Source organism: Polynucleobacter wuianus, from assembly GCF_001659725.1.
Classification (GTDB): domain Bacteria; phylum Pseudomonadota; class Gammaproteobacteria; order Burkholderiales; family Burkholderiaceae; genus Polynucleobacter; species Polynucleobacter wuianus.
In genome coordinates, this window is sequence record NZ_CP015922.1 from 1329720 (window position 1) to 1356106 (window position 26387).

Annotated in this window: 33 protein-coding genes and 1 tRNA gene; 17 read left to right on the forward strand and 17 right to left on the reverse strand. The window is 44.7% G+C overall.

Going from position 1 to position 26387, the window contains the following annotated elements; translation table 11 throughout:
* Positions 1-597, forward strand: a complete 597-nt coding sequence (locus A8O14_RS06870; RefSeq protein ID WP_068948824.1) for an AAA family ATPase — start codon at positions 1-3, stop codon at positions 595-597.
* A gap of 63 nt (positions 598-660) precedes the next feature.
* Here A8O14_RS06870 and A8O14_RS06875 read toward each other — a convergent pair whose 3' ends face one another.
* From A8O14_RS06875 to A8O14_RS06890, 4 genes are all read right to left on the reverse strand, one after another.
* On the reverse strand, positions 661-1329 hold the full coding sequence (locus A8O14_RS06875; RefSeq protein WP_068948825.1) for an OmpW/AlkL family protein: 669 nt from the start codon (positions 1327-1329) through the stop codon (positions 661-663).
* Positions 1330-1496: 167 nt separating this feature from the next.
* Positions 1497-2912 (reverse strand): oxygen-independent coproporphyrinogen III oxidase, encoded by a 1416-nt coding sequence (hemN, locus tag A8O14_RS06880; protein ID WP_068948826.1) that lies wholly within the window; start codon positions 2910-2912, stop codon positions 1497-1499.
* A 39-nt stretch (positions 2913-2951) separates the two neighbouring features.
* Positions 2952-4562: an NAD(P)/FAD-dependent oxidoreductase gene (locus tag A8O14_RS06885; protein WP_068948827.1), complete on the reverse strand. Its 1611-nt coding sequence runs from the start codon at positions 4560-4562 to the stop codon at positions 2952-2954.
* A 29-nt stretch (positions 4563-4591) separates the two neighbouring features.
* Positions 4592-5581 (reverse strand): tripartite tricarboxylate transporter substrate binding protein, encoded by a 990-nt coding sequence (locus A8O14_RS06890; RefSeq protein WP_068948828.1) that lies wholly within the window; start codon positions 5579-5581, stop codon positions 4592-4594.
* Positions 5582-5655: 74 nt separating this feature from the next.
* Between A8O14_RS06890 and A8O14_RS06895 the strand changes: the two genes are divergently transcribed.
* Both A8O14_RS06895 and A8O14_RS06900 read left to right on the forward strand, forming a co-directional pair.
* Complete coding sequence (locus A8O14_RS06895; RefSeq protein ID WP_068948829.1) at positions 5656-6204, forward strand: YaeQ family protein; 549 nt, start codon at positions 5656-5658, stop codon at positions 6202-6204.
* A 21-nt stretch (positions 6205-6225) separates the two neighbouring features.
* Complete coding sequence (locus tag A8O14_RS06900) at positions 6226-6642, forward strand: putative toxin-antitoxin system toxin component, PIN family (RefSeq protein ID WP_068948830.1); 417 nt, start codon at positions 6226-6228, stop codon at positions 6640-6642.
* An 18-nt stretch (positions 6643-6660) separates the two neighbouring features.
* Here the strand turns inward: A8O14_RS06900 and A8O14_RS06905 are convergent, their stop codons facing one another.
* Complete coding sequence (locus tag A8O14_RS06905) at positions 6661-7659, reverse strand: LLM class flavin-dependent oxidoreductase (RefSeq protein WP_068948831.1); 999 nt, start codon at positions 7657-7659, stop codon at positions 6661-6663.
* Between the two features lie 29 nt (positions 7660-7688).
* On the opposite strand from A8O14_RS06905, the gene A8O14_RS06910 reads away from it, so the two are divergent.
* The 5 genes from A8O14_RS06910 to A8O14_RS06930 all read left to right on the forward strand — a co-directional run bounded on the left by A8O14_RS06910 (position 7689) and on the right by A8O14_RS06930 (position 9231).
* Positions 7689-7910, forward strand: a complete 222-nt coding sequence (locus A8O14_RS06910) for a hypothetical protein (protein WP_068948832.1) — start codon at positions 7689-7691, stop codon at positions 7908-7910.
* 8 nt (positions 7911-7918) lie between these two features.
* A complete protein-coding gene (locus tag A8O14_RS06915; RefSeq protein ID WP_068948833.1) occupies positions 7919-8119 on the forward strand; it encodes a SlyX family protein in 201 nt (66 codons plus the stop codon).
* A 69-nt stretch (positions 8120-8188) separates the two neighbouring features.
* The gene (locus A8O14_RS06920) at positions 8189-8521 is read left to right on the forward strand and encodes a type II toxin-antitoxin system RelE/ParE family toxin (RefSeq protein WP_082913132.1); all 333 of its coding nucleotides are present in this window, start codon (positions 8189-8191) and stop codon (positions 8519-8521) included.
* The gene (locus A8O14_RS06925; protein WP_068948834.1) at positions 8518-8823 is read left to right on the forward strand and encodes a helix-turn-helix domain-containing protein; all 306 of its coding nucleotides are present in this window, start codon (positions 8518-8520) and stop codon (positions 8821-8823) included. The genes A8O14_RS06920 and A8O14_RS06925 overlap by 4 nt, the downstream gene beginning before the upstream one ends.
* A 57-nt stretch (positions 8824-8880) precedes the next feature.
* The gene (locus tag A8O14_RS06930; RefSeq protein WP_068948835.1) at positions 8881-9231 is read left to right on the forward strand and encodes a phage holin family protein; all 351 of its coding nucleotides are present in this window, start codon (positions 8881-8883) and stop codon (positions 9229-9231) included.
* 10 nt (positions 9232-9241) lie between these two features.
* Here the strand turns inward: A8O14_RS06930 and A8O14_RS06935 are convergent, their stop codons facing one another.
* Positions 9242-11056 (reverse strand): AsmA family protein, encoded by a 1815-nt coding sequence (locus A8O14_RS06935; protein WP_068948836.1) that lies wholly within the window; start codon positions 11054-11056, stop codon positions 9242-9244.
* A 38-nt stretch (positions 11057-11094) separates the two neighbouring features.
* On the opposite strand from A8O14_RS06935, the gene A8O14_RS06940 reads away from it, so the two are divergent.
* Positions 11095-11436 carry a zinc ribbon domain-containing protein YjdM gene (locus tag A8O14_RS06940; protein ID WP_068949763.1) on the forward strand — a complete coding sequence of 114 codons (342 nt, stop codon included), beginning with the start codon at positions 11095-11097 and terminating at the stop codon, positions 11434-11436.
* Between the two features lie 5 nt (positions 11437-11441).
* Here A8O14_RS06940 and A8O14_RS06945 read toward each other — a convergent pair whose 3' ends face one another.
* Complete coding sequence (locus A8O14_RS06945) at positions 11442-11660, reverse strand: YdcH family protein (RefSeq protein WP_068948837.1); 219 nt, start codon at positions 11658-11660, stop codon at positions 11442-11444.
* Positions 11661-11887: 227 nt separating this feature from the next.
* On the opposite strand from A8O14_RS06945, the gene A8O14_RS06950 reads away from it, so the two are divergent.
* The gene (locus tag A8O14_RS06950) at positions 11888-12733 is read left to right on the forward strand and encodes a hypothetical protein (RefSeq protein WP_068948838.1); all 846 of its coding nucleotides are present in this window, start codon (positions 11888-11890) and stop codon (positions 12731-12733) included.
* Positions 12734-12756: 23 nt separating this feature from the next.
* Here A8O14_RS06950 and A8O14_RS06955 read toward each other — a convergent pair whose 3' ends face one another.
* Positions 12757-13020 (reverse strand): hypothetical protein, encoded by a 264-nt coding sequence (locus A8O14_RS06955; protein ID WP_068948839.1) that lies wholly within the window; start codon positions 13018-13020, stop codon positions 12757-12759.
* A 69-nt stretch (positions 13021-13089) separates the two neighbouring features.
* Here A8O14_RS06955 and A8O14_RS06960 point away from each other — a divergent pair, with 69 nt between their 5' ends.
* A complete protein-coding gene (locus tag A8O14_RS06960) occupies positions 13090-13746 on the forward strand; it encodes a DsbA family oxidoreductase (protein WP_068948840.1) in 657 nt (218 codons plus the stop codon).
* Positions 13747-13755: 9 nt separating this feature from the next.
* Here the strand turns inward: A8O14_RS06960 and A8O14_RS06965 are convergent.
* Positions 13756-13845, reverse strand: a tRNA-Ser gene (locus A8O14_RS06965).
* Positions 13846-13978: 133 nt separating this feature from the next.
* Here A8O14_RS06965 and A8O14_RS06970 point away from each other — a divergent pair.
* The gene (locus A8O14_RS06970) at positions 13979-14224 is read left to right on the forward strand and encodes an AbrB/MazE/SpoVT family DNA-binding domain-containing protein (RefSeq protein ID WP_068948841.1); all 246 of its coding nucleotides are present in this window, start codon (positions 13979-13981) and stop codon (positions 14222-14224) included.
* Positions 14224-14649 carry a type II toxin-antitoxin system VapC family toxin gene (locus tag A8O14_RS06975; RefSeq protein ID WP_068948842.1) on the forward strand — a complete coding sequence of 142 codons (426 nt, stop codon included), beginning with the start codon at positions 14224-14226 and terminating at the stop codon, positions 14647-14649. The genes A8O14_RS06970 and A8O14_RS06975 overlap by 1 nt, the downstream gene beginning before the upstream one ends.
* A 64-nt stretch (positions 14650-14713) precedes the next feature.
* Here A8O14_RS06975 and A8O14_RS06980 read toward each other — a convergent pair whose 3' ends face one another.
* Genes A8O14_RS06980 through A8O14_RS06995 form a run of 4 tightly spaced genes read right to left on the reverse strand, consistent with a single transcriptional unit; the run spans position 14714 to position 19426 of the window.
* Positions 14714-15118, reverse strand: coding sequence for a hypothetical protein (locus A8O14_RS06980; protein ID WP_068948843.1), 405 nt, complete (start codon positions 15116-15118; stop codon positions 14714-14716).
* Positions 15119-15145: 27 nt separating this feature from the next.
* Entirely contained in the window at positions 15146-16456 is a 1311-nt protein-coding gene (serS, locus tag A8O14_RS06985; RefSeq protein WP_068948844.1) for a serine--tRNA ligase, read from the reverse strand.
* 28 nt (positions 16457-16484) lie between these two features.
* Positions 16485-17180: an outer membrane lipoprotein carrier protein LolA gene (locus A8O14_RS06990; RefSeq protein ID WP_068948845.1), complete on the reverse strand. Its 696-nt coding sequence runs from the start codon at positions 17178-17180 to the stop codon at positions 16485-16487.
* Positions 17181-17188: 8 nt separating this feature from the next.
* Positions 17189-19426, reverse strand: a complete 2238-nt coding sequence (locus A8O14_RS06995) for a DNA translocase FtsK (protein ID WP_191904657.1) — start codon at positions 19424-19426, stop codon at positions 17189-17191.
* A 105-nt stretch (positions 19427-19531) separates the two neighbouring features.
* On the opposite strand from A8O14_RS06995, the gene trxB reads away from it, so the two are divergent.
* On the forward strand, positions 19532-20488 hold the full coding sequence (gene trxB / locus A8O14_RS07000; protein ID WP_068948846.1) for a thioredoxin-disulfide reductase: 957 nt from the start codon (positions 19532-19534) through the stop codon (positions 20486-20488).
* Positions 20489-20552: 64 nt separating this feature from the next.
* On the opposite strand, the gene vapC is transcribed toward trxB, so the two are convergent.
* From vapC to A8O14_RS07015, 4 genes are all read right to left on the reverse strand, one after another.
* Positions 20553-20951 carry a type II toxin-antitoxin system tRNA(fMet)-specific endonuclease VapC gene (gene vapC, locus A8O14_RS07005; protein WP_068948847.1) on the reverse strand — a complete coding sequence of 133 codons (399 nt, stop codon included), beginning with the start codon at positions 20949-20951 and terminating at the stop codon, positions 20553-20555.
* Positions 20951-21184, reverse strand: a complete 234-nt coding sequence (gene vapB, locus A8O14_RS07010; protein WP_068949765.1) for a type II toxin-antitoxin system VapB family antitoxin — start codon at positions 21182-21184, stop codon at positions 20951-20953. Before vapB ends, vapC begins: the two co-directional genes overlap by 1 nt.
* A gap of 82 nt (positions 21185-21266) precedes the next feature.
* Complete coding sequence (locus A8O14_RS11770) at positions 21267-21443, reverse strand: hypothetical protein (RefSeq protein WP_161484819.1); 177 nt, start codon at positions 21441-21443, stop codon at positions 21267-21269.
* A gap of 93 nt (positions 21444-21536) precedes the next feature.
* Entirely contained in the window at positions 21537-23597 is a 2061-nt protein-coding gene (locus A8O14_RS07015) for a sodium-translocating pyrophosphatase (RefSeq protein ID WP_068948848.1), read from the reverse strand.
* Between the two features lie 172 nt (positions 23598-23769).
* On the opposite strand from A8O14_RS07015, the gene ppa reads away from it, so the two are divergent.
* The 3 genes from ppa (at position 23770) to A8O14_RS07030 (ending at position 26383) form a co-directional block, all read left to right on the forward strand.
* Positions 23770-24306 (forward strand): inorganic diphosphatase, encoded by a 537-nt coding sequence (ppa, locus tag A8O14_RS07020; protein WP_068948849.1) that lies wholly within the window; start codon positions 23770-23772, stop codon positions 24304-24306.
* Between the two features lie 47 nt (positions 24307-24353).
* A complete protein-coding gene (locus A8O14_RS07025; protein ID WP_068948850.1) occupies positions 24354-25973 on the forward strand; it encodes an NAD+ synthase in 1620 nt (539 codons plus the stop codon).
* Positions 25974-26044: 71 nt separating this feature from the next.
* On the forward strand, positions 26045-26383 hold the full coding sequence (locus A8O14_RS07030; RefSeq protein ID WP_068948851.1) for a P-II family nitrogen regulator: 339 nt from the start codon (positions 26045-26047) through the stop codon (positions 26381-26383).
* Positions 26384-26387 lie beyond the last annotated feature (4 nt).

A 26387-nucleotide genomic window follows, 5' to 3' on the forward strand; every position in this document is an offset into this window, starting at 1 on the left:
ATGATCTGCAAACTTAGCCCCTCAGCGCCCCGCCTCATCCTTTTTGCAGGACATGCAGGCACAGGCAAGTCAACCTTAGCTAAAAAGGCGCTCCCACTCATTATTGAGAAAACGGGTGAGGACTTTTTCTTTCTAGATAAAGATACTGTCTACGGAGCTTATAGCGCCCATGTGATGGAGCTCACCACCCAGAACCCCAATGATCGTGACAGCCCCTACTATCTTGATAACCTAAGGGATTGGGAATACCAAGGTCTATTGGATATCGCCAAGGAGAATCTATCGCTTGGTGTAAATGTGATTTTGGTGGGTCCTTTTTCCAAAGAAATTCAGAGTGGCAGAATGTTTAACCCTGAAGCATTAGGGATAGCTTCGCAAACCCGCATTTCAATCGCATGGATTGATCTGGAGGAGAATGAAGCAAGAATGCGCATGCAAAAACGTGGCGATCCTAGAGATGAATGGAAGCTGGCGCATTGGGATCAATATGCAAAACGTCGCATTGATCCACCCGATCATTTATCGATCAAACGATTCGACAATCATAGTTTTGAAGCAGCAAGATTTGAAAAGCTGATTGACGAACTCATTAAATAGCGAACTAAACAGATAAAAAAGAGCCCCTAAGGGGCCCTATCTCAAGAACTAAGAACTGAATTCTTAGAACTTGTAAGTCACGCCAACAGCAGGCATCCAAGGATTCAAAGTGAGTTTGCCAATGTTTCCTGCTGCTGCAGCAGCATTTTGACCAGTTACATTTGTACTCATAGTTGCATACTTAACGTCTACGTTCATGCCCCAGTTTTTATCAAACATATAGTCGGCACCAACCTGACCTACAAAACCAACGCTGTTTTGGTCAACAGTTAAATAGTTGTTATTTCCACCAACTGAGAAATTGTTTCTGTTTGAGAAAATTGTGTAATTAACGCCAGCACCAATATAAGGCTTGATTGCACCCAGATCAGTAAAGTGATATTGGAGCAAAAGTGAGGGTGGCAATGCAGTAATAGTACCTGTAGGGCCAGGAGTTAAATTAGAGTAAATATTGACACGTTGTGGGTAAGTTAATACCAATTCAGCCGCAATATTCTTGGTGAAGAAATAAGATATGTCGAACTCAGGTATCCATTGATTTTTAGCGCGGACATTATTCTGCTGAACACCAGCACCTGCATAGCCACCGTTAGATTGTCCATTTTGCCAAAGCAAATCAACAGCACGGACACGAACCATCCATGGGTTCTCATCTGCTGACTGAGCTTGCGATGCGATAGGAGCTAAGGAAGCTATTGCAGCTATTGCTACTACTAGTGATTTAAGACGCATGGTATTACCCCTTTTGTTATCAATTTCGATGTTTCCATTTTGAAATGGACACCTTCAGGGCAATTTGATTTAAATCAAATGAATAGATGCTGTGATTTTTTTCTTAACTTAAAAGCAACAGTGTTTTGCTACTTATTTGACCTAGATCAAGTAGCCTATGAATAAGCCTAAAGCACCCTAGAGTAAGTACCTTTTGCTTGGGACTCGCGAAGATGGCGATCAAAAGTCATAGCCACTCGCCTTGCTAACAAGCGTCCTTTGATCGGAACGTAAATGTTTCCTTCTAGCCATTCCAAAAGCCCTGCCTCTTCTAAACTCTTTAGCTCTTCAATCTCCGTTTTGAAGTAATCCTGGAAATTAATGCCATGATCTTTTGCAAAAGCCTTAGTTTTTAAAGTAAATTGGCACATTAATTCACCGATCAATTCACGACGCAGTAAATCATCTTTATCGAGCTGCATACCTCGCAGAACTGGAAGGTGACCAGAATCCAAGGCCTCATAGTATTCATCTAGTGTGCGGACATTTTGTGAATAACAATCATCGACTTTGCCGATAGAAGAGATACCAAAGGCCAAAAGATCGCATTCCGCTTGGGTTGAATAACCCTGAAAATTGCGATGCAGCTTTCCTTGTCGTTGAGCGATCGCCAATTCATCATCAGGCTTGGCAAAATGATCCATACCAATGAAGACATAGCCTGCTTCACCTAGGCGCTCTATTGTGTTGGACAAAATATCCAATTTATCTGCAGCGGGCGGTAAATCTGCCTCTGCAATACGACGCTGTGGTTTGAAGATATGTGGCAGATGCGCATAGTTATAAACAGATAAGCGATCTGGATTCATCTTGAGGACAGCATCTACAGTTTCTTTGAAGGTAGCTGGTGTTTGCTTAGGCAAGCCATAGATCAAATCGACGCTTCGAGACTTAAAGCCGTACTTTCGAGACCAATCCATTACCGCTTGAGTCTCTTCAATCGTTTGAATACGATGCACAGCCTCTTGAACAGCGAGATTGAAATCCTGGACGCCAAGACTAATGCGGTTAAAGCCCAGATCAGCAAGCAAGGCAATATCTTGCTCTGTTACTCGCCTTGGATCAATTTCGATGGAGTATTCGCCACCAGGCAATAATTCAAAATACTCTCTTGTGTGATGCATTAACTCAATCATCTCTTCATGAGATAAGAAGGTTGGTGTACCACCGCCCCAATGTAACTGCGTAATGGGGATTTTTTTCTGAGCACCCATCGCACTGGTGACCATTGCTATTTCTTTGGCCAAATACTTAATGTACTTTGCACTTCGACCGTGATCTTTGGTGATAATTTTGTTACAACCGCAGTAGTAACAAATGTTCGGGCAGAACGGAAGATGGAAATATAGAGATAAAGGCTCGTTTACCTTAGCCACCCTTTTGAGTGCACCTAAATAATCTTGTTCCGAGAACGCATTATGAAAGCGATCAGCACTAGGGTACGAGGTATAGCGCGGCCCATTAATATCAAACTTTTGCAGCAATTCAGAATGAAATAAGATTTCTTTTTGATCTGGAGGACTGTTGTTTATTGCTGAGCTCATAAAGGGAGTATCAATGGGTATCAGGACTGCTGAATCAAATTAAGACAAATAGTCTAGCGCTACCGCTTCTGCTACTTTAATCCCATCCACCCCAGCAGACAAGATTCCCCCTGCATATCCAGCACCCTCACCTGCCGGATAAAGCCCTTTAATGTTCAAACTCTGAAAGTTTGTACCGCGGGTAATGCGTAAAGGCGAAGAGGTTCTCGTTTCAACACCAGTAAGCACAGCATCTTTCATAGAGAAGCCTTTGATTTGCTTCTCAAATGCGGGTAATGCTTCACGAATCGCTTCAATTGCATAGGCAGGCAGGGCATCGGCCAAATCTGTTAAATGCACTCCAGGTTTATAGGATGGCAGAACGGTACCAAATTCAGTCGATGGCTTGCCTTCAATAAAATCGCCCACCAATTGGCCTGGTGCTTCATATGTGCTACCGCCCAGTTCAAAAGCTTTGGACTCTAATTGGCGTTGGAACTCTATACCCGCAAGCGGACCACCAGGATAATCTTCTGGCGTAATACCAACAACAATGCCCGCATTGGCATTGCGCTCATTGCGAGAGTACTGACTCATTCCATTGGTAACCACGCGATTAGGCTCTGAAGCTGCAGCCACTACTGTTCCACCTGGGCACATACAGAAGCTATAAACCGCACGGCCGTTCTTCGCGTGATGCACTAACTTGTAGTCAGCTGCGCCGATTAATTCATTGCCTGCGTGGGGGCCCAAGCGAGCTTTATCAATTAGTGATTGAGGATGTTCTATACGAAAGCCCACTGAGAATGGCTTTGCTTCCATATATACGCCAGCATCATGCAAAGCTTTAAAGGTATCACGGGCGCTATGACCCAAGGCTAATACGACATGGCTTGCCGGCAAATCAGCTTGTCCTTCAATTTTGACACCGGTAATCTGCTCGTTCTCAATATCAAAGCCAATGACCTTTTGTGAAAAACGAATCTCTCCACCTAAATCAATAATTTCTTGGCGAATTTTTTCCACCATGCCAACCAATCGGAATGTACCAATATGGGGTTTGGCTACATACTGAATTTCTGGAGGCGCGCCGGCTTTCACAAACTCATTAATTACCTTACGGCCATAAAATTTCGGATCTTTAATTTGGCTATAGAGCTTGCCATCAGAAAACGTACCGGCACCACCCTCACCAAACTGAACGTTAGATTCAGGATTGAGGATATTTTTACGCCATAATCCCCAAGTGTCTTGTGTACGCTCGCGTACTTTCTTGCCACGTTCCAGCACGATCGGTTTAAATCCCATCTGGGCTAGCAATAATGCCGCAAAGATGCCGCATGGCCCAAATCCAATCACTACCGGACGCAAAGCATTCCCAGTGACTATAGACTCTGGCGCTTTTGCTACAAAGTGGTAGCTGGTGTCTGGAGAAGGTCTGACATGAGCGTCATTCACAAATTTCTTGAGTAAAGTTTCTTCGTTTTTGACTGAGAGATCTACTGTGTAAATAAATGCAAGCGCAACATTCTTGCGTGCATCATAACTACGCTTAAAGATCTCAAAAGAAATCAAATCTTTTGGAGGCAAGTTAAGACGCTTCAGAATAGCCGCCTCAATCTCTTCTGGGGCGTGATGAATGGGTAGACGCAGCTCAGTAATACGAATCATGGGGCTCTACGATACACAAGTATTGATCTCTATTCAGCTCTTGCACCAGAAGCTTTCACGACATTGGCCATCCGTACATAGTCCCTAACTAATAACTGATTAAATTCTGCTGGAGATAGATTGCCGATTTCAATCCCTTGACGGCGCATGCGCTCGACTATTTCTGGCTGCTTGAGCAACTTACCCATTTCGGACTGAACCTTATTGATGACTGTAGCTGGGGTTCCAGCTGGTGCCAGTAATCCAAACCAACTGTCAAAGACGTAACCCTTAACAGTATTGCCAATCGGTGGAACGCCTGGAACAAATGGAGATGGTTTTTCTGAAGAGACCCCCAAGAAACGTACTCTTGGATCATTGGCAAATGGTAAAGCCGCCACATTGGCGGCAATCACGGCCTGTGCGCGCCCTGCTAATAATTCAGTAATCGCATCACCCGTACCTTTAGTCGGAATGTGGACGAGATTGATACCAGCCATGCTATCAAAATAAGCCATTGCCAAATGTGAAGCGCTGCCATTGCCTGCGCTTGCATAGTTGTATAAACCCGGATTTGCTTTTGCTAGAGCAATGAACTCAGCAACTGACTTAGCTGGAAACTCTGCATTTGTCATCATGATGTAACTACTAGTGCCAATATAGGCAGCGCCTGTGAAATCCTTGATCGGATCAAAACTCAGTTTGTTGAATAAACTACCGTTAATATTGTGACTAGCAGCTGCCAATACAAAGGTATATCCATCGGCAGCAGAATTAGCAACAATGCTAGTGCCAACGGTACCCCCTGCTCCTGCTTTGTTCTCAACTACAACTGGCTCGCCGAGTGCTGCACCCAATTCATTTGAAAACGATCTTGCCAATACATCCTGAACGCTGCCAGGAGAAAAGGGAACGATGATTTTGATGGGCTTAGTCGGCCATGGATCTGCAGCCATCACCGCTTGATAAAAACTGGCGGCACAGACACTGAGCAAGAAACTTGCTACAAAGCGAATTTTCCAGGTAATAGCAGTATTCATAGGGGCTCTAAGGGTGGAATTACTAAAATGATACGGCAATCTGGGGTGCCTGCATTTAAAGGCGATAATGCCGTATGGCTCTACGCGCAACTATTCATAAAGCCGACCTTCATGTCGCAGATTCAGACCGCCACTACTATGGCAGTCATGCCCTAACCATCGCCAAGCACCCTTCAGAGACTGATGAGCGGATGATGGTCAGAATCATTGCTTTTGCATTGCAAGCTCATGAAGATCTGACTTTTACCAAAGGTTTAAGTGATACTGATGAGCCAGATTTGTGGATCAAAGATCTTACTGATGCCATTAAGCTTTGGATTGAGATTGGTCAACCCGATGAGCGCCGCATTCTGAAAGCCTGCGGTAGATCAGACCAAGTGATTGTCTATTGCTATGGTGGCCATACGAGCAAAATTTGGTGGGATGGTATCGCCAACAAACTCAACCGTGCTCGTAACCTGCAAGTAGTTTCTATCCCTGCAGAACAAGCCAATGAACTCAATAAGCTGGTAGAGCGCAGCATGGTGATTCATGTCAATATTCAAGACGGTGAAGTTTACGTTTCTTCAGACAAGGGTCAAGTAACTATCACACCCGAAGTCTGGCGCAATAATCAAAATTAAATCTTCATTTAGATTACATCAATGAAGTCCGTTGTCTTTGATACCAATGTCCTGCTAGACATCTTTGTTTTTAATGACTTTAGAGCAATTCATCTCAAGCAGGCTTTAATTGATCAGCAAATTGATGCTTTAGCCAGCCCTAAGACAATTGAAGAATTTGCTGATGTCATTAGTCGCCCACTCTTCTGCCTTGAGCAAGACGTGCAAGAGAAGATCATGTCCCAATGGCGTTCTATTGCTAGAGTCTTAAATGATGAGACTTTATTGAACGCCCCCTGGCAATGCCAAGATCCAGACGATCAAGTCTTTTTAAATCTAGCCTATACAGCAAAGGCCTGTCTTCTGATCAGCAAAGACAATGAAGTACTCAAGCTTGCTAACAGCGCAATCAAAGAAGATCTCGTTATTACCTCTGACTACAACGCTATTGCGCAGTAAATAACTCGCAATAAAAATTTACAAGCTTTGAGCAGCCATAGCTGCAATCTCAAAAGATTTAAGGCGCGCTTGGTGATCAAAGATTTGACCGGTAAATAAGATTTCATTAGCGCCTGTACGATCTAACCAGGTCCGCATTCCTCTTTTAATAGTCTCGAGTGAACCAACCACTGAGACTTGCAATGTATGTGCAGCCGCTGCCTGCTCATGCGGATCGCAAAAATCATCGAGATTCTCAATGGGCGGCGGTAGCTGACCACGAGTATTGCGACGCATCCGCACGACGTTTTGCTGTAGCGTTGTGAAAAGGTGTTGCGCCTCTTCATCCGTATCTGCAGCGACTACGTTCATTACAAAAGCAGAATAAGGCGCTGATTGTTGAGCAGATGGCTTAAAGAGTTCGCGATAAATCGACATTGCCTCCAATAGCTGGTCTGGGGCAAAGTGTGATGCAAATGCATAAGGCAAGCCAAAGTGCGCAGCCAATTGCGCACCATAAAGACTAGAGCCCAAGATCCAAATCGGTACATTGGTATTAGCGCCTGGAATAGCTTTAACCGACTGACCCTCCTGAATAGGTCCAAAATAATGTTGTAACTCACGTACGTCTTGTGGAAAGCGATCATCACTTCCCAGTAAATCGCGACGTAAGGCACGCGCGGTCATCTGATCAGTGCCAGGTGCCCGGCCTAAGCCCAATTCAATGCGGCCAGGGTAAAGCGACTCTAGTGTGCCAAATTGTTCTGCAATGACTAATGGGGCATGATTTGGCAACATCACCCCGCCAGAACCCACTTTGATGCGATTGGTGCCTGCAGCCAGATAACCGATCAGCACGGCAGTAGCCGAACTAGCGTTACCTGTCATATTGTGATGCTCGGCAACCCAATAGCGGGTATAGCCCCACTTCTCAGCATGTTGGGCCACATCGAGTGAGTTGCGCAACGCATCGGCAGCCGTAAAACCCTGCGGAATGGGAGATATATCTAGAATGGAGTACGGGATGGAATTTGCCATCACCAAATCATACCGAGAAAGTACGTTTTATGAGTAAACCCAAAATGGCTGACCCCGATGATGACCTCTTCAAGCCCGGCGCAAAATTGAGGCACATCAAGACTGGCGGATTTTATAAAGTGGTTTTACTAGCGAATATTGAAGCAAGCCTAGAGCCAGCTTATGTCTATGAATCGATGCAATCGCATGATTTTTGGATTAGGCCAAAGGTTGAAATGGAAGATGGTCGCTTTGAACTGATTGCAGAATAAGGCTGAATATGACCGAAGACAGAATCACCAACTTAGAAATTAAACTCAGCTTTACTGAAGACCTCATTGAGAAACTCAATGAGACTATTTACAAACAACAGCAGCAAATTGAATTTCTGTATCGCGAACTCAAAGCCATTAAAGAGCAAGCCAGCAGCGGTGGCGGAGGTGGTGGTAGCTTAAAAGATGAAATTCCACCGCATTATTAATAACCCTTGATTTCCTGAGATTTATCTAATATCATTTTTGATATATATCAATATTGATATAATTTATGAATGATAAATTGGGAAGTTGAGACCTTAAACGCATGTGTTGACAATGAATTGGAGCGGCTACCCGATGATATGAGGGGTCGGTTTGTAAGAGTTTCTGGCTTATTGGAGCAATTTGGCCCCAAACAAGTAGGTATGCCACATATCAGAAGTTTAGGAAGTAAATTTTGGGAAATCAGAGTTGCAGGTAGAGATGGGATTGCAAGAGGCATTTATGTTCTTGCCCAATCAAAAAAGATAGTGATCTTGCATGTATTTATTAAAAAATCACAAAAGACACCAACAGCAGCCTTAAATATCGCAAAACAAAGAGCAAAAGAGGCCAAACTAATATGACCAAGATTTCAACCCTACACAAACGCTGGCTAAAAGAGCCATCTTATAAAAAAGCTTATGAACAATCTCGTGTTGAATTCGAAATCTCGAAAGAAATCATTGAAGCTAGGATGAAAAGTGGGCTATCACAGGAGGAGCTTGCGGCTCGTATGCAAACCTCACAATCAGCAATTGCAAGGCTAGAAAGTGGCTCCAGCCTACCCTCCATGAGAACTTTAGCCAAGTTTGCACAGGCAACCAATTCACAAATTCAAATTCACTTCAAGCCCATTAAGACTCCTAGGCAAAAAATTACTGCCTAATCTACTGATACCATACCAAAGCAAGACTAATCACCAAAAACAATCACAAAGGAAACGATCATGGGTAACTTAACGCTATTTCTAGTCCAGTGGGGCTTAACTTCTTTGTCTCTTTGGGTAGCCAGCTATATTTTTAGCGGCCTGAGATTTGCAGATGGTGGCTCACTATTAATCGCTGCCTTGGTTTTGGGTTTCGCCAATGCCATCGTAAAGCCTTTGCTCATCCTGCTGACCTTGCCACTAACAGTAGTAACGATGGGTCTATTTTTATTGGTAGTCAATGCTTTGGTATTGATGCTGGTATCTGCAGTCGTAAGCGGCTTTACGATCTCCAGCTTTTGGACCGCATTCTTTGCCAGCATCTTTATTTCTTTGTTCAGCCTGTTTGTCAGTGGCTTAGTTTTCTGAGTCTTTTTCCTTAATTCGCACCAGGATAAATATCCGACCAAGAATGTAACGCTGCTTTGCAGGGTTGCGACTTGGTCGCAAGTGATTTGGCATTCTCTGCCAAGATCGTTGCGCCGCCCGTCAAAATTCCTAGGCCAATCGATACTGCGCTGTTTACTACACCCTCTTTGTTTACGCCAGCCTTAGGATTTAGCAAAGTTCCTTGAAGCTTTACCAATCCAGCTAGATTTACACCGGTTGTTAGCCCAGACTTTTCCCTTGGATCAATCTTGACATTTAAAACTTCAGTTTTTAAATCTACCGAGCCAGAAAGAACAATGTCGAGACGGTCGGTTACCACCCCGATAGAGTCATTCAAGACAACCTGACCGTTATTCATCGGCAAGTAGAACACTGCACACTCCAAGATGGTTTGATCTGTTTTCTTACGCAAGGGATTAATAGCATCAACAACGGTGATCATCAGATCTCCACCCCCGTCAATAAAGCGAGAATCAATACTTCCCTTACCTACCGAGACTTGAACAGCGCCATTTGCCCTGCTAGCCAATTGATGCATTGATACTCCAGAGCTGCGTATATTAAAAGCAACTTCCGTATCCCCACCCTTGACCTTGGTGCTGGAATCAACAGCATCCATCAGTTGCTCAAGGGTAAAGCCTTTGGCTATGCCCTTGATAGATAGCGCAGGGTTTGTCCCTTGAAATTGAGAAACACTAGCTTGTACTTGAGCGCTGCCTTTGCCAAGCCCAAAGGAAAGATCATTCACATGAAAGTTGGAGCCATCAAAGACAAAATTTCCCTTTACCGCAGTCATGGGTACATGACCAGGAAAGCTAAGCTGATCAATATTGATAGCAAGCTTTCCAGTGGCTTCAGGCAATAGATCGAAAGGTAAAGCATCTTCACTAAAAAGAAACTTGCTTAAAGCTTTATAGGGCTTGCTAGTAGTAGCTTGTTTGCCGCCTGAGGCAGCAAGCGCTGCGCTACCAGCTAAGGGGCTAAGTTCAAAGGACTTCGAGCTCAAATGCAGATTAAAAGTGGGCAATGTTTTGGGCTCCTTATCAATCTCACCATCAATAGCCAAAACTTTTCCATTCACCGTGAGGTTCAAATCCAATGGCATTTTGACTGAAGTAGTATTCCAGCCATCTAATACATCATGAAGATTGCCAGTCTTGCCTTTCATTTCCAGCTGATAGTTGGCGTACTTTGCTTGAGCCAAGATTTCTGTTTTAGCACTTCTACCAATGATGGAAAGCTTGGGTATTGCAATAAAGGTGCGATCTGATCCAAAACCCTGATAGCTAACGTTTGCATCAGTGATATTGAGGTTTCTGATTCTGACTGGATCAACTTGATCTGTGCTGGAGCTTTTTGAAGTGAACTCTGCGGCATTACTCGCACCAGCACCAGAAGAAACGGGGGATGTGAAATCCCAATTCCCATCGCCTGATTTATTAGTTTGCAAATGTGCATCTACTCCACTGAGATTAATTGCATTAAATGCAATCTCCTTCTTCAATAGCGGTAGTAATTCAATATCCAGCTCCAAATGCTTGACCATCAACATATCAGCCTTATCGGCCCAAGATGCATTGCTGAGTGACACCTGTTCGGCAGTAATAGCTAATGTTGGAAATAACTTCAGGCTAACGGGGCCTGCAATCTTCAAGTCACGGCCAGTAGCTTCCTTTACAGAAGAGCTTAGCAACTGAGTAAGTTGTGCTGGATTAATGCCCGATGCTGCATACCAGATGCCTAAGGCGCCTATACAAAAAACCGTTGCCGTTACTACCAAAAAGATTTTGAGTGATTTGTTCATTTCGTTTCATTCTATATGGCTAGACTAAAATGATGGATATGAGCACAGATAACCTACCGAGATGCCCTGCCTGTCAGGAAGATATGACCTACCCCGATGGAGATAACTATGTTTGCGCTCAATGTGGTCATGAGTGGCCGATAGCTGCTGCATTGGAGGAAGAAGCCGGATTGATAGTAAAAGATGCCAACGGCAATCTACTATCTGATGGTGATACGGTTACTCTCATCAAAGACTTGAAGGTTAAAGGATCCTCAACCACCTTGAAGGTGGGCACCAAGATTAAGGGAATTCGCTTGGTCTCGGGAGATCACGAGGTGGATTGCAAAACAGAAGCAGGCAATATGTTGCTCAAAGCCTGCTTCCTGAAGAAAGCTTAATTCCTCTAACCTGCGCTAGCCTTCTTAAGCACTGCGTAAATCTGATCTTTTAGTAGTAACTTCTCTTTTTTCAGAGTTTCGATTTGCTCAGGGGTGCTAGGCTCTTTGTGGTCTTCCATACGCAAAATCTTTGCATCCAAGTTATTGTGTTTATCAAACAGATGAGAAAAGTGACGGTCTGTTGTCTTTAATTTGGTAATTAACTCGCGATATTCTGGAAACATAAAAGCCCTCATTGAGAAGTAACTGGGTTTATTAATACTGCGTGATTTCAGTGTATCAATCCCAACTCCAGAGAACAATAAGCCAGGAAGTATTTTTATACTGCCCCACCCCTTGCAATTAGCAGGACAAACCCCATATATCTTTGATTATTAATGTAATTATTTTGCAGTAATATGAACACGTGCTAAAGCATATTATTAACTACCAAAAAGAAGGGTAATAAACCATGGCTACAAAGAAGTCGTCAGCAAAAAAGAAAGTAGCTACCAAGGTGGTAAAAAATGCCCCTACAAAGAAAGCTGTTAAGAAGCTTGCTACTAAAAAGGTAGTGGCTAAGAAGACAGTGAAGAAGGTAGTGAAACCAGTAGCAAAGAAGGTGGCTGCAAAGAAGCCTATCGCTAAAAAAGCGCCAGCTAAAAAACCAGCGACAAAGAAAACTGCCAAAAAGACTGCTGCAAAACCTGCAGCCAAATCATCCAAGGTTGATCAATATGGCCTGGAAAAAGATGATGAGTTTTATGGTCTCTACTTTGCTAAATCCACAAGTAAAGGTTTGGTTGAAGTGAAACCATGTACCTTCTCTCTTATGTATTGGTGGAAAGGCTTGCTTGGCTACCCTGACATGATTGAAATCTCTAAAGGTAGCAATACTGCAATGCTACAGTTTGAATCTACTTTTGGTGGTGGTGATTCAGGTGAAACTGAATTGACTGAGCAAGATGTATTAGATATTGATCACATCATTGAAGTCGATGAAGAGGAAATGCTGATCTCCCTCTACTCTTATGTGCCGATTCCAGTACCAGAGAAGTTGGTTGGCGCATTGAGCTTATCGATTCTCAATATTAATCCTGAAACTCGCTACGGTAGTCTAGAGCTCTGTTCTACGGAAAATGAAGAAGGTGAAACTGAGCACTTCTTGCGTTACCGCGCTGCTACTTACTTACGTGGCATTAAGTCAGGCAAAGTCGAGGCGATTGAGAGCATGGTTACCAATGGCTCTGAGTTCTTTGGTCTTGCTCTAGATGCAATGTGCGTTAATAAGTCCATTAAGAAATGGTTGCTCAGCTAATTACTAAGCACCAAATGAAAGCCTTATCTACATAAATAGTTGTACGTCATCGGGAAGCGGTCATTGACCGTTTTCCGACTGTCGATAATCGTTGCAGTTCTCTTGCCCAACTTCTTGCACTCAGCAAGAGCCATTTCCTGAGCCTCTTCCTCTTTTGCATCTTTTGGAGAGTGCACACCGATAGTTCCATCAGACTGCTGATACACGCCAAATCTACTTGGTGGCGTTGAGCAAGCAGACAATAGAAATCCAATGCAAATAATGAGGCGATAAGGGACTGATTTCATGGAAATAACTCTAACAGATTTATTAACACCCTCCTTCACCAATAATCCAATTTCTCTAGAATCCAGAATATGAAACCTACGATCAAAATTGACTTTGTATCTGATGTAGCCTGCCCTTGGTGCGCCGTAGGCTTAGGCAATCTAAATCAAGCAATGGCAAAGCTCAGTAATAAGGTAAATTTTGATGTTCACTTCCGCCCGTTTGAACTCAATCCAAAAATGCCTCATGGTGGGCAAGATGCAATCGAACATCTCACCGAAAAATACGGTTTGTCAGCAGAACAAGTCAAGGCCAATCAAGCCAATATCCGGGCTAAAGCGTTAGAGGCTGGATTTGAGTTCCATCCAGAAGGAAGAAAACGGGTCTACAACACCTTTAATGCACATCGCCTCCTCTTTTGGGCATCTAAGGAATGCAGTCTAGAAAAGCAAGCAGCCCTCAAGAAAGAATTGCTTAATACCTATTTTTGTTTAGCAGTAAGCTTGGATGATCAGGAAAATCTTCTTGAAGCGGTAAGTCGCGCAGGACTAGACCGCACTAAAGCGCAGCAAATATTGAGTGGGGATGAATTCACTCAAGAAGTCAGAGATGAAGAGAGCACCTACACTAACCTTGGCATAAATTCGGTACCCTCAATCATTCTGAATGATCAATATCTACTGCAAGGCGCACAGCCCGTAGAACAATTTATTGATACGTTTGAGCAACTCATTAAGCAGACTTAATAGTGTATTTGGCGGAGAGGGAGGGATTCGAACCCTCGGTAGGTTTGACCCTACGCCTGATTTCGAGTCAGGTACATTCGACCACTCTGCCACCTCTCCGAATCGATGAGTCATTATAGCTACCGATACATAAAGCCATACGGCTGATATTGGCTTAAAAATTGACTGGCCACACCCAATAATTTACATTAGTATAGATATACATTTATGTATATCTATTTAAGGACTAATCATGAATATTCAAATTTCAAAATGGGGCAATAGCCTAGCACTTCGCATTCCAGCTAGCTTCATCAAAGAAATCAAACTAAAAGATGGTGATAGGGTTGAAGCTACCCTATCCAGCGATGGGGCATTAGTGATCAGACCTCAAAAGCTAGATCGCAAAACCTTGTCCAAAATGGCTAAGGAATTAAAAGATTCTATGAAAATGGGTACATCAGTAATGGATGAGATTCGCTCTGGGGCTCGCTACTAATGCTCTATGTTGATACAAGTATATTGGTTGGCTTTTGTACCCACGAAGGTAAAAGTCCAGCCATCCACAAATGGTACGACAACTCCAAAGATATAAAACTGATCTCATCCACTTGGACGTTTACTGAATTTGCTAGCGCCCTAGGTATTAAAGAGAGATCTGGACAGATTACCTCCAAGGAGAGCAGGAATGCTTGGAAGCTTTTTGAAGCAATATGCACTAATGATATTGAGTTATTGCCAATAGAAAATAAAGTCTTCTACTCAGCCGGGCTTTTAGTGCTGGATAGTAAATCCAAGTTACGCTCTGGAGATGCGCTACACCTCGCAGCTGCAAAATATTTCAAAGCAAAATCCATCATTACTCTTGATAAAGTGCTTGAAAAGAATGCTTCTCGGCTAAAAATAAAAACTATAGTTCTTTAGGGGCTGACTATAGCGGACCTGAAATCACCAAAAGCTAGTGGTAATTCAGGCTAGAGGTACGCAATTACTCGCAGAAGCCCGTCATCAGGAGCGCACCTGAGAAGAACCCAAATGGGTACTTTCCGTCTTTTGCAAACCCGTCAATGCTGAGATAGTCTATAAAGACGCCATTTTGACCTGCAGCCTTTTGTGTCCAAATGACTTTATAAGCATTGCTCTTACTTCCAGATGCAATTACCTTAGGTTTTCCTAAAGAATCCATCACATCCCCAACAACTTCACCAGTTTTCTTGATCACCGCAAATTCTTGACCAACTCTAGGGCTATCTTGAACAATGGCTAGTTCACCATTCGTTTTGATATAGGCATCACTTAATATTTCACAGCGATAAACCTTTTCCGCGGCAAAAGCCCCTTTACAGAGCAATACTGAGCAAACCAAGAATGAGACCAATAAGCGCATATTCATTTGGGTATGCCTAATTTTTTGGTGGAATTAGATAGGCTTGAGCACTTCTAAGCCACCCAAGTATGGCTGCAACGCTTTTGGAATAGTGATGCTGCCATCTACTTGTTGCTTGTTTTCGATCAATGCAACCAATGCTCTGCCTACTGCTAATCCAGAACCATTTAGGGTGTGAACCAACTCTGGTTTACCTTGTCCTGATTTGAATCTGGCTTGCATGCGACGCGCCTGGAAGTCGCCCATGCTCGAGCATGAACTAATCTCGCGATACGCCTTTTGTGATGGTACCCATACTTCTAAGTCATAGGTCTTGGTACTTCCAAATCCCATATCACCAGTACAGAGCAATACTTTTCTATACGGCAACTCGAGTAACTCGAGAATTTTCTCTGCATGTCCCGTTAAATCTTCAAGGGCTTGCATAGAGTCGTCTGGTTTGGTGATCTGGACCAGCTCGACTTTGTCAAACTGATGCTGACGAATCATGCCGCGCACGTCACGACCATAGCTACCTGCTTCAGAGCGGAAGCATGGAGTGTGAGCGACAAATTTCAATGGCAAGGTATCAGCGTTAACGATCTCGTCACGCACTAAATTCGTTACTGGCACTTCAGCGGTTGGGATGAGGTAGAAGTTTTCAGTTTTGGATTCACCATTACCATCTTCCCCGCCCATCTGACGAGGAACTTTGAATAAGTCTTCTTCAAACTTCGGTAGCTGACCAGTACCGCGCATAGAAGCAGCATTTACCATATAGGGCGCATACACTTCTTCGTAACCATGGTTTGTTGAGTGTGTGTCAATCATGAATTGCGCTAAGGCGCGATGCAATCTCGCAATCGGTCCTTTGAGCACGACAAAGCGTGAGCCACTGATCTTAGCTGCTACTTCAAAATCTAATCCTAATGGGCCACCAAGATCTACGTGATCTTTGATCTCAAAGTCAAACATGGGCTCTTCACCCCAACGCTTGACCTCTTTGTTCTCTGTTTCGTCTTTACCAGTGGGTACAGACTCATCTGGCAGATTTGGAATACCCATCAAGAAATCAGATATCTCTGCTTGCAAAATAGCTAGGCGCACTGCACCTGATTCCATATCGGTGTTTACTTGTGCAACTTCAGCCATCTCAGCAGAGGCATCCTCACCCTTACCCTTCTTCATGCCAATTGCTTTAGACAATTGATTGCGCTTGGCTTGCAATTCTTCTGTACGAGTTTGCAAAGACTTGCGCTCAGATTCTAGAGTATTGAATTTTTCAACATCAAGCTGAAATTTGCGAGTAGCTAAACGTGCTGCCACTGCGGCGATATCTTTACGGAGTAATTGCGGATCAATCATATGTTGCTCTAGTTTTTCAATATAGGCTCTAGTTTAAGCGTAAGACTTCAGCCCCCGCAGGTGGGGTGAAATTAAAGCGGTTGGCTGGCAAATTGACGTTGAGCTGGATCTTGTCTAGGGTGACCAACACCACACTTCCCAGTCCATCGATTAGTTCAAGCGCTTTTGGAAGGCCGTTGGCCATGCCAATAGAGATCTTGGTATAGGGCAAATCATTTTGCTTCTTAGCATTAGGGTCGCCTTTTGGTACTAAGGCAACCCACTTCAGGCCTCCACGCTCTTCGCCCTCAATTAAATCAAAATGTTGATCTAGAGAAGATTCACCAAACAAAATAGCTGCCGGTGTTGATGCAAGCGCCTGCCCTGACGGACGAAAAGTCGCTTGATTTAAATCCTTGTCCCACAAGATCAACTGATTGCCATTTGCAATCAACTTCTGCTCATAAGGCTTTTGGGTATCCCACACAAAACGACCTGGACGTTGAAATACAAAATGACCTTGAGTTTGGCGAACCACTTTAAGGCTCTTGTCTTGCGACTCATTAGCTTTGGGTGCGCGCAACTGCTGCTGCACAAAGTCACCCTCTGCTGTTTTAGAATTGCGCACAAATTGACGCAACTGCTCTGAGCCACTCTCACTCTGAGAGATCGCTACACCTGAAAATAGAATCGTTGCAATACCGAGGGTTATTTGAATCGCTACTGCAGATAAGAATCTTTGCAAGGTATTTCCTACTCTGAAGGACGATGCAAAATCTCGCGATTGCCGCCATTGCCCATTTTTGATACGAGACCGGCTTTTTCCATATCTTCTAAGAGACGTGCTGCGCGGTTATACCCAATGCGCAAGTGGCGCTGCACTAAGGAGATCGATGGACGCTTGTTTTCTAGAACAATAGCAACCGCTTGATCATAGAGTGGGTCAGCTTCACCACCGCTCTCACCTGTTAAGGCATCGATATTGGATTCATCAGCACCTTCGAGCACACCGTCGATGTAATTAGCTTCGCCCTTCTCTTTGAGCCACTCAACTACACGGTGCACTTCATCATCCGATACAAATGCACCATGGACACGAACAGGCAAGCCTGTGCCAGGCGCCATATAGAGCATGTCACCCATACCAAGTAATGCTTCCGCGCCCTGCTGATCCAAAATCGTACGGCTATCAATCTTGCTACTGACTTGGAAAGAGATGCGTGTAGGCACGTTGGCTTTGATCAAACCAGTAATCACATCCACGCTAGGACGTTGCGTTGCCAATACCAAATGAATGCCTGCAGCACGCGCTTTTTGTGCAATACGCGCAATGAGTTCTTCAATCTTTTTACCGGAAACCATCATCAAGTCTGCCAACTCATCGATCACGATCACGATGACTGGCGCTTTATAGATTGGCTCAGGATCATCAGGCGTCAAGCTAAATGGATTGGTGAGCTTCTCGCCCTTTTCTTCTGCTTCTAAAATCTTCTTGTTAAAGCCCGCTAAGTTACGTACGCCAAACTTACTCATCAGTTTGTAGCGTCGCTCCATCTCATTCACAGCCCAGTTCAGTGCGTTATACGCCTGCTTCATATCTGTTACTACTGGACAAAGCAGATGTGGAATTTTGTCGTAGATGGCCATCTCCAGCATCTTCGGATCAATCATGATCAAACGTACTTCATCAGGCTTTGCCTTAAAGAGCAGAGAAAGAATCATGGCGTTGATACCAACAGACTTACCGGCACCAGTTGTACCTGCTACTAAGCAGTGCGGCATCTTCGCTAAGTCAGCCACCATTGGGCTACCGGAAATATCTTTACCTAAAGCAAGGGTCAAAAGTGAGTGATTGTCGTTATAGACCTGTGAAGTCAGAATCTCTGACAAGTACACCGATTGACGTGTTGGGTTTGGCAATTCCAAAGCCATACAAGTTTTGCCTGGGATGGTTTCTACAACACGCATGCTCACCACGCCCAATGAGCGTGCTAAGTCGCGTGACAGGTTCACAATCTGGCTACCCTTCACACCAACCGCAGGATCAATCTCATAACGCGTAACCACTGGTCCAGGGTAAGCGGCAATCACAGTAACTTGAACATTAAATTCTGCCAACTTACGCTCGATCAAACGAGAGGTGAACTCCAACACATCGGCAGAGATCGTTTCTTTTGCTTCTGGTACTGGATCAAGCAATGCGAGTGGCGGCAATTCTGAATCAGGAATGTCAACGAATAATGGTTGTTGTTTCTCCCGCTCAACACGGGCGCTCTTAGGGATCTCTACTGGCGCACGAACGATTTGAACTGGTGCTGCCACTTCAACGCGCCCCCGAATCTCTTCTACAAACTCTTCACGCTCTTCAGCAGCAGCCTCGCCCAACTTGCGATCTTCTTCGCTATCGCGACGCTCACGGATACGGAGGAAAGTTACTTCTAAAAAACGACCTACTTTTTCGGCGACATCTAGCCAAGAAAAATGAAGAAATAAAGAAAGACCCGAACAAAGACCAAAAAGGAGAACTAAGGTTGCGCCTGTGAAACCCAATGACATCTGCAGAGGATCACCGATCAACTCACCCAAAATGCCACCAGGCGGCCGTGGAAGCTCCCAGGACAACGAATGCAGACGAATAGACTCAAGACCCATGCTGCAAACCAAAGTCAGGCCAAAGCCCAACCAACGCATTAATAGAGAGTCAGGTTTAGCCTCTGGATCTTGGGGTAAAGGAATACTCCAGAGCTCACGCCAGCCATTGAGAACCCGACGCCCAAATAGAACTACCCACCAAAAGGCAGAAATACCAAAGATATACAACATTAAATCGGCTAAATAGGCCCCAAAACGACCGCCCAGGTTCCTAGGGGTCTCAAAACTGGCATGAGACCAGGCTGGATCAGCCTTGGAATAAGTCAGCAAAATGGCAAGTAGCCCAAGGCATAAACCCAGGGAAATGAACCAGCGCGCCTCTAGGAGTAGGCGGGGCATCCGGCCCTGCCCGCCATTATTTGGGGGCTGGGGTAATTGGGACTTCGGGTATACGGTTCTCGCCATGTTCTGCTGATTGTAAACAAGCAAATCTATAATTTGGATATGACTACTAATACCCCAAAACACTCCAAAGTTCTTATCCTCGGATCTGGCCCTGCTGGCTATACAGCTGCAGTCTATGCCGCCCGTGCCAATTTGAAGCCTACCCTTATTACTGGCTTGGCTCAAGGGGGTCAATTAATGACCACCACTGACGTTGAAAACTGGCCAGCTGATGCCGATGGCGTCCAGGGCCCAGAACTAATGGATCGCTTTTTAAAGCATGCTGAACGCTTTAATACTGAAATCATTTTTGACCATATCCATACGGCAGCACTGAAAGAAAAGCCAATTCGCTTAGTTGGCGACTCCGGGACTTATACCTGCGATGCCTTAATTATTTGTACTGGTGCTTCTGCTCAATACATTGGTTTGCCAAGTGAAGAAGCGTTTATGGGTCGCGGTGTATCTGGTTGTGCGACCTGCGATGGTTTTTTCTACCGCAATCAAGATGTGTGCGTAGTCGGCGGCGGTAATACTGCCGTTGAAGAAGCGCTATACCTCACGGGAATTTGCAAGAAGGTTACCGTGATTCACCGTCGCGATAAATTCCGCGCTGAACCTATTCTGAATGATCGCCTCATGGCTAAAGTTGCCGAAGGCAAAGTGGAATTGAAATTGAACGCCACTCTTGATGAAGTGCTGGGCGATGAAAAAGGCGTTACTGGTGTGCGCATCAAGAAACAAGATGGCAGCACTGAAGAAATTGCAGTGACTGGCGCCTTTATTGCGATTGGTCATAAACCAAACACTGATCTCTTTGTTGGCCAGCTTGATATGAATAACGGCTACCTTAAGACCTACTCAGGGCTTGAGGGCAATGCCACTGCTACCAACATCCCTGGTGTATTTGCTGCTGGTGACGTTCAAGACCACATCTACCGCCAAGCAATTACCAGTGCTGGCACAGGCTGTATGGCTGCATTAGATGCCCAGCGTTATTTAGAGACTTTGGAATAAGTTTCTAAACTTAGAATAATAAAAATGCCTAGAAATGCTAGGCATTTTTATTGGGACGTTTTTTCTAAACCCAATTTTCAAGGGCAAGATTAGGGACTCTTTTAAATTCGGATAGATTATTTGTTACCAGGGTTAAACCATGACTTCTAGCATGGGCCGCAATATGAATATCATTTACTCCAATAGGTTTACCCTTACTCTCCAAGAATGATTTGATTTGACCATAATGCTGGGTTGCATTTATGTCATACGGTAAAACTTCTAAATGACTGACAAAGTCTTCAATGTTATTAAGATTACTTTCAACCTGTTGACTCTTTTCTGCGCCATACATCAACTCCGCCAACGTAATTGTTGATATAGCCATTCGGTTTGCATTTTTATTGAAGACCTTAAGCACTTCTAGTGGCTTTCGCTTCATTACATAAATAACAATATTGGTATCTAGCAAGTACTTAAGCATTAGAGAGACTCTCTATCACTTTGCTCTTGAGAGCCTCTTTCATTCATAAAATCATCACTTACACGAGCATCGCCCAAAAAGTAGTTGTCCCACATGTTTTCAATTGGGGCAATTATTCGCTCCCGACCCTTTGCGCGAACATTAACCTTGCGAACATTTTCTGGCAGCCGCATTTCAGCAGGCAATCTCACGGCTTGAGTCCGGTTATTTGTAAAAACAGTTGAAATAGCCATAATTTTTGATCTCCCAGTGTATATAGCAATTGTATATTGCATCAAACGCCTATGCAATCCCCAAAAATACCCTTCGAAGCATCTATAGCTTAGGGGAATTATTAATAAAGCGTTCCCACTCCAGATCATCTTGCTTTTCTTGCTGCATGATTTGCTCATCGGTGGTTGCATCCAATTTAGATTTGTCAACAAACCCCTTAGGGAATGTTTTTGGATTAATTGGGTCGACCTGGATTTTTATGATTTCACTTTCACTCATACCCAAATAATAATCCCCCTCATTACAACCTATCTCAGACCCGTAAATAAAAGCCTAGCAATGCTAGGCTTTTTATTTACGCAACAACGATTGTTATCTTGAGATCACTGGCAAGAGTGGCACGATAAGTAATGCCACGATGTTGATGATCTTGATGAGTGGGTTGACTGCAGGACCTGCAGTGTCTTTGTAGGGGTCGCCTACAGTGTCACCAGTCACAGCAGCTTTGTGTGCCTCAGAACCTTTACCGCCGAAGTTGCCTTCTTCGATATATTTCTTAGCGTTATCCCAAGCGCCACCACCAGTACACATCGAAATCGCCACGAACAATCCAGTCACGATCGTACCCATAAGTAAGCCACCCAATGCAGCAGGTCCTAATAGGAGACCAACGACGATTGGCGCAACCACTGGCAATAATGAAGGAATGATCATTTCTTTGATAGCCGCGCCAGTAAGCATGTCTACCGCTTTGCCGTATTCAGGCTTAGAAGTACCTTCCATGATTCCCGGGATATCACGGAACTGACGGCGCACTTCTTCCACTACAGCACCAGCACAACGACCTACTGCTTCCATCGCCATCGCACCAAATAAGTATGGAATCATGCCGCCGATAAACAGACCAATGATCACCATATGATTTGAGAGATCAAAAGATACTTGCTGTCCAATTCCTTCCAAAGCATGGGTGTAGTCAGCAAAGAGTACTAATGAGGCCAAACCAGCTGAGCCGATTGCATAACCTTTGGTCACCGCTTTAGTCGTGTTACCCACTGCATCCAAAGGATCGGTAATATCGCGCACTGATTGTGGCAAACCTGCCATCTCAGCGATACCGCCAGCGTTATCAGTAATAGGACCATAAGCATCCAGCGCCACTACGATACCTGCCATTGATAACATGGAGGTAGCAGCAATCGCAATGCCATATAAACCTGCCAACCAATACGCTGCGTAAATTGCAGCACACACAAATAACACTGGATAAGCTGTTGACTTCATCGAAATGCCTAAACCAGCGATGATGTTAGTGCCATGGCCTTTAGTTGAAGCTTCAGCAATGTGTTGCACTGGCTTAAATTGGGTACCGGTGTAGTACTCGGTAATCCATACCAATGCAGCAGTTAGCAAGAGGCCAACAATGGTTGCACCAAACAAGCGCCACTGACTACCTGGAATGCCTAGCGCATCATCAGGCATGATGAAGTTAGTAACAAAGTAGAAGGCAACGAGTGATAAGCCGCCAGCAATGATCAGACCCTTATACAAAGCAGGCATCACATTCTTCATGCCAGGAGTTGCTTTAACAAAAGAGCAACCAATGATCGAAGCAATAATCGATACACCGCCAAGCACTAATGGATAAATGATTGCTGCCACCGGAGCGCCAGCCACCATCAATGAACCGAGCACCATAGTTGCGATCAATGTCACTGCATAGGTTTCAAATAAGTCAGCTGCCATACCAGCACAGTCACCGACGTTATCGCCAACGTTATCTGCAATCACGGCAGGATTACGTGGATCATCTTCTGGAATTCCTGCTTCCACTTTACCGACTAAGTCGGCACCAACGTCTGCACCCTTAGTAAAGATGCCACCACCCAAACGCGCGAAGATGGAAATCAATGAGGAGCCAAATGCTAAGCCAATCAGTGGATGTAATACGGAAGAAAGATCTTGTCCTGCGCCAATCGAGACAAGGAACATAAAGAATAAGCCAACACCTAGGAGTCCAAGACCCACTACCAACATACCAGTAATGGCACCACCCTTGAAGGCTACGTTCAGCGCTTCGTTCATTCCTTTGGTAGCCGCTTCAGCAGTACGCACGTTTGCACGTACCGAAACATTCATACCGATGAATCCGCAAGCACCAGAGAGAACCGCACCGACCACGAAACCAATCGCAGTAGCGAAATCTAAAAAGAGTGCCATCAATATGGTCAGAACTACCCCAACTATGGCAATCGTTTTATATTGGCGCGATAGATAGGCTGCCGCGCCCTGCTGAATCGCCTCTGCAATTTCTTGCATCTTGGCATTGCCGGTACTTTGCTTCAAAATCCAGCCGCGCATCACAAAACCGTAAATCACGGCCAGGACACCGCACGCCAAGGCAAAATACAAGCCTAAAGTGACATTACTCATGCTTGAACTCCCTAAAGTTGATCTTTATTGTTTTGTATTACTAGCGCTTAGGTAGACCTGGTTTGCGAAAGCTTTAAACTATAGTCTTTAAGCTGTATCAGTATGTAACAGAATCACCCCTGCGCCCCCTCCACAGGATCAGGGTATTTACTAATCTTTATTCGGAGTATTTATGAGTCTCGACAACGTCAAGCCAGGCAAAAAGATCCCTGAGAGCTTCAACGTCATTATTGAAATCCCAATGAACGCTGATCCAGTGAAGTACGAAGTGGATAAAGAGAGTGGCGCTATTTTCGTTGACCGTTTCATGGGCACTGCAATGCACTATCCGTGTAACTATGGCTACATCAATAAAACGATCGCCGGTGATGGCGACCCTGTTGACGTTCTCGTCATTACCCCGTTCCCACTCATTCCAGGTGTGGTCGTTGCTTGCCGCGCGATTGGCGTTTTGCAAATGGAAGATGAAGGTGGTGAAGACGCCAAGTTGTTGGCAGTTCCAGAAGACAAAATTTTGCCAATCTATACCCATTGGCAAAAACCAGAAGATATGAACCCATTGCGTTTAAATCAAATCCAACACTTTTTTGAGCACTACAAAGATCTTGAAAAAGGCAAGTGGGTCAAAGTTAAAGGCTGGGGTGGCGTTGCGGATGCTCACAAGGAAATTCTTGAGGGCATTGATCGTTACAACAAAGAGCACGCTTAATTTAGTATTGATTTAGATTCTTTTTAATACAGGCTTTGTGATTCGGAGTGAGCGCACAGAAAATTGCCCTAGCCCAAATGAACCCTCTTCTGGGTGATCTGGCTGGTAACGCGCAACTGATTCACAAAGCCGCCTCGGATGCCTTTAATCAAGGCGCCAAGCTCGTAGTTACACCTGAGCTTTCTCTTACCGGCTACCCACCAGAAGACTTATTACTCCGCCCTGCTTTTATTCAGGCAGCGCAGGTACAGCTTGATCTCTTGATGAAAGAGTTAGCCAAATATGCTGACCTTACAGTGATCGTAGGTCACCCCAAAAAAACATCTGCAGGTTTACAAAACTACGCGTCAGTTTTGCGCAATGGCAAAGTGATTGCAGGTTATGCCAAACAAGAATTGCCCAATCATGAAGTCTTTGATGAGGTACGTTACTTTGTGCCTGGCAATCAAGCTTGCGTATTTGAATGTGAAGGCATTCAGTATGGCTTAATACTCTGTGAAGATGCATGGCACCCAGGACCAGCCAAACAAGCCCACGCTGCTGGTGCGCAAATCTTGCTCGTTCCTAATGCATCTCCATACCACCTGAAAAAAGAAGCGCTACGTATCGATGTATTGCGAGGTCACATTGATCAAACCCAAATGCCTTTGATATATGTCAATGCGGTTGGCGGTCAAGATGAATTGGTGTTTGATGGCGGATCATTCGCTCTAAATAAAAATAGTGAAGTTGTCATGTCTATGCCTCAGTTTGAAACTGGCCTTGGCATTGTGAATGTGACCGCAGCGGGCGAGCTCGAAAAAGACTTAATCTCCCCACCACAAAGTGTTGAAGCGCAGGCTTACCAAGCCTTGGTATTGGGCGTGCGCGATTACGTTACCAAGAATCGTTTTCCTGGGGTCATTATTGGCTTATCGGGTGGCGTAGATTCTGCGCTGGTCCTAGCCATTGCAGTTGATGCTCTTGGTGCAGATAAAGTGCGAGCGGTCATGATGGCCTCTCGCTACACGGCAGATATCTCTTGGATTGATGCCCGCGAATTAGCCAAAAACCTAGACGTTCAGTATGACGAGATTCCGATTAGCGGACCAGTTGATGCTCTAGAGCAATCCTTGGCAGAGCAATTTAAGGGCATGAAGGTCGATGCCACTGAAGAAAATATTCAGGCCCGCGTACGTGGCACGATGCTCATGGCGCTATCCAATAAGACTGGACGACTAGTTCTGACAACGGGCAATAAGAGTGAGATGGCAGTCGGCTACTGCACTTTGTATGGTGATATGGCTGGCGGATTTGCAGTAATTAAAGATATCGCTAAAACTTTGGTGTATCGCTTGTGTACTTATCGCAATAGTATTGCGCCAGTGATTCCAGAACGTATTTTGACCCGCGCGCCCTCGGCTGAATTACGCCCAGATCAAACTGACCAAGATAGTTTGCCTTCATATGAAGTTTTAGATGGCATCGTCGAGCGCTATATGGAGCAGAACCAATCGATTGAGCAGATCATTGCTGAGGGTTATGATCCCGAGAGCGTAGAAAAAGTAACTCGCCTCATCAAACTTAATGAGTACAAGCGTCGCCAAGCCCCTCCAGGGGTTCGCGTGACAACACGCGCATTCGGCCGTGACTGGCGCTACCCCATCACTTCACAATTCAGAGCCTGAGGGTCCGGAAGGCGCCAAATTTGGCACTTCTTTCCAGTTCTAGGTATGATTACTGCAATAGGGAGAAAACCATGAAACTCATTACATCAATCATTAAACCGTTCAAACTCGATGAAGTTCGCGAGGCATTGGCTGAAGTGGGTGTTACCGGCCTAACTGTTACTGAGGTAAAAGGTTTTGGTCGTCAAAAAGGTCACACCGAGCTCTACCGTGGCGCCGAGTATGTAGTGGACTTTTTACCTAAGGTAAAAGTGGAGGCTGTAGTTCCTACTGATCGTGTTGAAGCTGCGCTTGAGGCTATTACCAAAGCTGCACGTACTGGCAAGATTGGTGACGGAAAGATTTTCGTTACTGCAGTTGAACAAGTGATTCGTATTCGTACCGGTGAAACTAACGAATCAGCGGTTTAATCAA